Source organism: Streptomyces sp. NPDC049577 (assembly GCF_040675635.1).
Taxonomy (GTDB): domain Bacteria; phylum Actinomycetota; class Actinomycetes; order Streptomycetales; family Streptomycetaceae; genus Streptomyces.
The window spans coordinates 1-4,599 of record NZ_JBFAPH010000422.1 but is presented as its reverse complement, the minus strand read 5'-3'; the positions used below and the strand labels follow the sequence as shown (position 1 = coordinate 4,599).

Annotated in this window: 6 protein-coding genes and 2 pseudogenes; 5 read left to right on the top strand and 3 right to left on the bottom strand. The window is 68.3% G+C overall.

All coding sequences use genetic code 11. The annotated features are described in order from the left end of the window. Window positions 1-140 precede the first annotated feature (140 nt). Window positions 141-413: a DUF6255 family natural product biosynthesis protein gene (locus AB0K09_RS30060; protein ID WP_366068567.1), complete on the bottom strand. Its 273-nt coding sequence runs from the start codon at window positions 411-413 to the stop codon at window positions 141-143. 363 nt (window positions 414-776) lie between these two features. After that, window positions 777-1,556, bottom strand: coding sequence for a GntR family transcriptional regulator (locus tag AB0K09_RS30055; protein ID WP_366068566.1), 780 nt, complete (start codon window positions 1,554-1,556; stop codon window positions 777-779). Between the two features lie 29 nt (window positions 1,557-1,585). Between AB0K09_RS30055 and AB0K09_RS30050 the strand changes: the two genes are divergently transcribed. From AB0K09_RS30050 to AB0K09_RS30040, 3 genes and pseudogenes are all read left to right on the top strand, one after another. Continuing rightward, on the top strand, window positions 1,586-2,041 hold the full coding sequence (locus AB0K09_RS30050) for an NUDIX domain-containing protein (protein WP_366068565.1): 456 nt from the start codon (window positions 1,586-1,588) through the stop codon (window positions 2,039-2,041). A 59-nt stretch (window positions 2,042-2,100) separates the two neighbouring features. Continuing rightward, window positions 2,101-2,643 (top strand): annotated as a pseudogene (locus AB0K09_RS30045) (UTRA domain-containing protein); the annotation flags it as partial. A 49-nt stretch (window positions 2,644-2,692) separates the two neighbouring features. Further along, window positions 2,693-2,806 (top strand): annotated as a pseudogene (locus AB0K09_RS30040) (antibiotic biosynthesis monooxygenase); the annotation flags it as partial. 27 nt (window positions 2,807-2,833) lie between these two features. Here AB0K09_RS30040 and AB0K09_RS30035 read toward each other — a convergent pair. Continuing rightward, entirely contained in the window at window positions 2,834-3,454 is a 621-nt protein-coding gene (locus tag AB0K09_RS30035) for a TetR/AcrR family transcriptional regulator (RefSeq protein WP_366068564.1), read from the bottom strand. A 110-nt stretch (window positions 3,455-3,564) separates the two neighbouring features. Here AB0K09_RS30035 and AB0K09_RS30030 point away from each other — a divergent pair, with 110 nt between their 5' ends. Further along, a complete protein-coding gene (locus AB0K09_RS30030; RefSeq protein ID WP_366068563.1) occupies window positions 3,565-4,230 on the top strand; it encodes a DUF998 domain-containing protein in 666 nt (221 codons plus the stop codon). A 63-nt stretch (window positions 4,231-4,293) separates the two neighbouring features. Next, the gene (locus AB0K09_RS30025; protein WP_366068562.1) at window positions 4,294-4,506 is read left to right on the top strand and encodes a DUF4287 domain-containing protein; all 213 of its coding nucleotides are present in this window, start codon (window positions 4,294-4,296) and stop codon (window positions 4,504-4,506) included. The last annotated feature ends 93 nt before the right edge of the window (window positions 4,507-4,599 follow it).

The following is a 4,599-nucleotide window of genomic DNA, read 5'->3' as shown; positions in this document are numbered from 1 at the left end:
GTCAGCCATCGCCATCGCCGCCCTCCTCCGGTTCCGGCGCCGGGGTCCCTTGCCACCCAAGTCGGGGCTCCATTCGCTGGGTTGTTGCGGCTCCCGTGCGGTAGTCGCCATGCGGATGCCAGGCAGGGGCCTGCGGGCGCTCATGGCCGCCCGCGCGCGCTGTGCCTGTTGAGCTCGCGCAGCCTCTTTCGGAGAGCCTCTTGAGGGTGGCGCCAGGCCCGAACGCTTAGCGTTCCGGTACCCATGACCATTGCTTGTCGTGGGGGAGCCGGCTCAGACAGATCTGTGGTGAGCGCCCGGTAGTCGAGGAACCGCCTCGTTCCGCACCGTGTACAGGTCTTTACTCCACCACCACTCGCCCACACATGATCCGGAGAAGGGCACGTACCTTTGACTGCGGCAAGCGGGGGCATCACGGGTGTGCCGTCCGAAGATGCCGTCCCATCGCCACAATCGTGGCCCTCGCCGCGCGGTTGTCATCTCGCCGGACGGCGTCCCAATGCCTGGCCTTGATCTCTTGGCATTTCGGGCAAGCCCATTTCCTGGGCTCTTCCACTGCCTCGTCGACCGTGCCTTCCAACCAAACCTCCAGACCTCTCAAGCGCTGGCCCCAGCAGCCCGGTGCTCCCCGAGCTTGACTCTCGGCCAGCAAGGAACCAGCACATGCACTTATGTATATGAGTCATGCGCCACGAGCGTCCCGCGACTCCTGTACATGAGCCAACTGTGCTGACTCGAAAGGGTGATGACCTAGCCATCGCGACCAGGAGAGAGCCCTATTCGCTCGCGGGGATCCGGTAGTCGAGCACGAAGCGATCAGCGGCCATGATCGTGTCGCAGACCTCCACCACTTGGTCTTCACTCGTCACAGCAGCTCGCAGCAGGTGAATCACTGGCGCCCCGGGGCTGAGCCGCAACGCTGCTGCCTCCTGCTTTGTGGCGAGGCGAGCCCGCACAGTCTCGACGTACTCGGCCAGGATGTGCCCGTGCTCCTCAAGCCGTGCATAGATGCCACCGCTGCCGGGGTTCTCGCTGAACAGATCCGGGATCGCTGACGCCACCGACCACGGCAGGTAGGAGGTGGCCTCTTCGGTCGGTGTGCCGTCGCTGAAGTAGCGACGCCGCCTGGCAAGCACCTTCTCGCCGGGAGCGAGGCCCATGTGGCGGGCGATGTCGGCAGGCGCCTGTTCGGGGCCGACGTAGAGCACTTGTACGTTCGGCTCGTGGCCGGCCTGTTCGGCCTCGACGAGGTAGGCGGCCTTGCCGTCTCTCCGGTGTGAACGGCGGAACCGGTCCGACGACTTTCGCCGCACGGGAAGCAATTCCTTGACGTACGAGCCGCGCCCATGGTGGGTCTCCACCAGCCCGGATGTCCTGAGCTCGGCGATTGCCTTGCGCACGGTTCCCTGTGAGACCCCATAGCGCTCCATCACCTCGGACTCGCTGGGTACCTGGGCACCTGGCTTCAGTACGCCGACCCGGATCTGCTGAGCCAGGTCATCCGCGATCTGCAGGTAACGCGGCTTGCCCGAGTCCCGCGAGACCTCGTTCCCCATGACGCTGCCCGCCTCCTATGCTCGTCCGCATGAGTACAGCTGCCCAGTCTCGCAGGCCCGCGCCGCTCCACTCGGTGTCGGTGGCCGGAGCCGTCGTACGGGACGACGGGCGCGTTCTCGCCATCCGGCGGGCGGACAACGGGCGCTGGGAGCTTCCGGGCGGGGTCCTGGAGATCGAGGAGTCCCCGGAGGCCGGCACCCGGAGGGAAGTGCTGGAGGAGACCGGCATCGACGTCACCGTCGGCCGGCTGACCGGGGTCTACAAGAACATGACGCGCGGGATCGTCGCGCTGGTCTTCCGCTGCACACCGGTCGGCGGTAGCGAGCGCACCTCTGCCGAGACCACAGCCGTCGGCTGGCTCACTCCGCAGGAGATCGGCGATCTGATGGCCGAGGCCTACGCCGTCCGCCTGCTCGACGCCCTCAGCGACGACGCCCCGCACGTACGAACCCATGACGGCCGGCGACTGACGCCCGCCGCATGAGTACCCGGCCGGAACCGGCTGGGCTTGGGAGAGGGGACCACTCAACAGTGAACCAGGACTTCGGGCGCCCGTTCCGTCCCATCTGCCGCCGGGGCATTCAGCGCCTCGCCCAGGAGTCCTGGGGCAACGGACAGTCCATATGGTCGGGCGACATCGAGGACCGCACGCTTGTCGTGGACCAGGTCGACGTGAGCGAACGCCCCGCACCGGCTCACATCGCGGACGCGCTCGGTCTGGCCCCGGAGGAGGCCGTGTGCGTGCGCAGCCGACGCTTCGTTCTGGACGACAAGCCGGTGCTGCTCTCCACCTCCTACCTCCCCGCCGGCCTTGTGACGGGCTCGGCCATCACCCGGCCGGACACCGGGCCTGGCGGCACGTACGCGCGCCTCGCGGAACTCGGCCACAAGCCCGTCCACTTCCGCGAGGAGATCCGCTGCCGGATGCCGTCCGGCGAGGAGACCGAGCAGCTCGCCCTGGCGCCGGGTACGCCCGTCGTCCTCATCTGCCGTACCGCGTTCGCGGCGAGCGGGAGGGTGGTCGAGGTCAACGAGATGACCCTCGACTCCGCGTCGTACGTGCTGGAGTACGAGTTCGACAGATAACCCGCACACGGCACCCGGTCCGCCCTGCGCTCGGCCGCACGAGCCGGGAACGCTGGTGTACGTGAACCACCGCGTGCCCGGTGCCGCGAACGTCCGGGTCTTCTACGAGCTGTACGCGGACCGCGCCGCGTTCGAGGGTCATGAGTGGCAGCCGCACGTCCGGCATTTTCTCGCCGCGCGCGAGGAGTACTCATCGGTACGCGTTGAGGAACACCTCGACGCCGGCGGTGGCATAGCGGTCGAGTTCCTCCTGCGTGTGCCGGGGGCCGCCGTGGAACATGGCCTTGTTCACGGGGATCCAGAGCAGCAGGCCGGAGAAGTGATTGGCGGCCAGCAGCGGATCGTCGATCCGGAGCAGTCCCTCGTCGGCGAGACGCCGGAAGGTGGCCGCCAGTGTGGCGAGGACCCGTTCGAAGCCCTGCTCGTACCAGGCGGCGCCCAGTTCGGGGAAGGAGTCGGCGTTGGCGATGATCAGGCGCCGCAGCTGGAGCACCTGGGGCTGGGTGAGGGCGGCCAGGAACTGGCGGGCGAGCCGGGTGAGGTTCTCCTCCAGCGCGCCGGCGTCCGCCGGGATGCCGGCCACCAGGTCGACCATGGCGTCGACCCGGTCGGTGGTGGCCAGGACGATCTCGGCGAACAGCTTCTCCTTGTCGGCGAAGTGCTTGTAGACGGTCTGCTTGGAGACCGCGGCCAGCTTCGCGATGTCGTCCATGCTGGTGCCGGAGTAGCCCTTGTCGATGAACGCCCGGGTCGCGGCGTCCGTGATCGCCTTGCGCTTGAGAGCGGACCGGCTCTGATCGCTCGCTTCCATGACGGCTCCTCGAATCGGTACTGGACAGTCTAGTTCTCTCGCCCTACTGTAGCGCTCGTCGCTCGGCGAGTACCAAACCGTCCAGTTCTGTTCACGGGGGAAGACACACGATGACCCACACCATCGACGCTCCGCTCGCCACCGCCGCCGTCCCGCCATCGACCCGTCCGGCGACCCGCGCCCTGGTGGCCGGCGGCATTCTGGCGGGCCCGCTGTTCCTGGGCTTGGGCATGGTCCAGGGCCTGACGCGCGACGGCTTCAACTTCACCCGCAACGCGATCAGCCAGCTCAGCCTCGGCGACCTCGGCTGGATCCAGATCGCCGGCTTCCTGCTGACCGGCGTACTGGTCATCGCCGGTGCGGTCGGCATGCGCCGCGTGCTGGGCGCGACAACGGGCGGGACGTGGGCGCCGCGACTGGTCGGTGTCTTCGGCGCCTCCTTCCTGCTCGCCGCGGTGTTCACCGCCGACCCCGGCGGCGGCTTCCCCGCCGGTGCCCCTGACGACCACGCCGCCTCGCTGAGCCCGCACGGCGCCGTCCACATGCTCAGCGGCATGGTGGGCTACCTCGCCCTGTGCGCGGCCTTCCTCGTTCTGGCCCGCCACTTCGCCGCCCGCCGGCACCGCGGATGGGCCCTCGGCTCCCGCCTCGTGCCCCTCGGCGTCCTCGTCGGCTTCGCGGGCTCCTCCGCCACCGTCCTGGCCTTCACCGCCGGCGCCGGCCTCGGCCTCCTGTGGCTCACCGCGGTCACCGCCCGCCTCGCCGCCGAGGCGTAGGCGCGCCCCGCGACCCGCGCATCCCCGCACGTCCCCATCATCAACTCGGAGACAGGACACGCCATGACCGCACCGGTAAAGGGACCCGCCAGCTACTTCCCCTCGATCGAGAAGAAGTACGGCCGCCCGATCGCGGACTGGAAGGAACTCCTCCGCACCTCACCCCTGACCAAGCACATGGAGCTCGTCACCTGGCTCAAGACCGAGCACGGCCTGGGCCACGGACACGCCAACGCACTCGTCGCGCACACTCTCGCCGAAGGCAGCGGCGACTAGCTTGATCTTTAACGTCTGACGTCGAAAGAGGCGTCGTACTTGATCACTCGGTTCGGTAACCGCCGTACGCGGAAGCGGCCTTCGTCTGGATCA

Coding starts and splice junctions, on each gene's coding strand:
- AB0K09_RS30025 (WP_366068562.1), top strand. CDS start 4,294: ATGACCGCACCGGTAAAGGGACCCGCCAGCTACTTCCCCTCGATCGAG.
- AB0K09_RS30055 (WP_366068566.1), bottom strand. CDS start 1,556: ATGGGGAACGAGGTCTCGCGGGACTCGGGCAAGCCGCGTTACCTGCAG.
- AB0K09_RS30035 (WP_366068564.1), bottom strand. CDS start 3,454: ATGGAAGCGAGCGATCAGAGCCGGTCCGCTCTCAAGCGCAAGGCGATC.
- AB0K09_RS30050 (WP_366068565.1), top strand. CDS start 1,586: ATGAGTACAGCTGCCCAGTCTCGCAGGCCCGCGCCGCTCCACTCGGTG.
- AB0K09_RS30060 (WP_366068567.1), bottom strand. CDS start 413: ATGCCCCCGCTTGCCGCAGTCAAAGGTACGTGCCCTTCTCCGGATCAT.
- AB0K09_RS30030 (WP_366068563.1), top strand. CDS start 3,565: ATGACCCACACCATCGACGCTCCGCTCGCCACCGCCGCCGTCCCGCCA.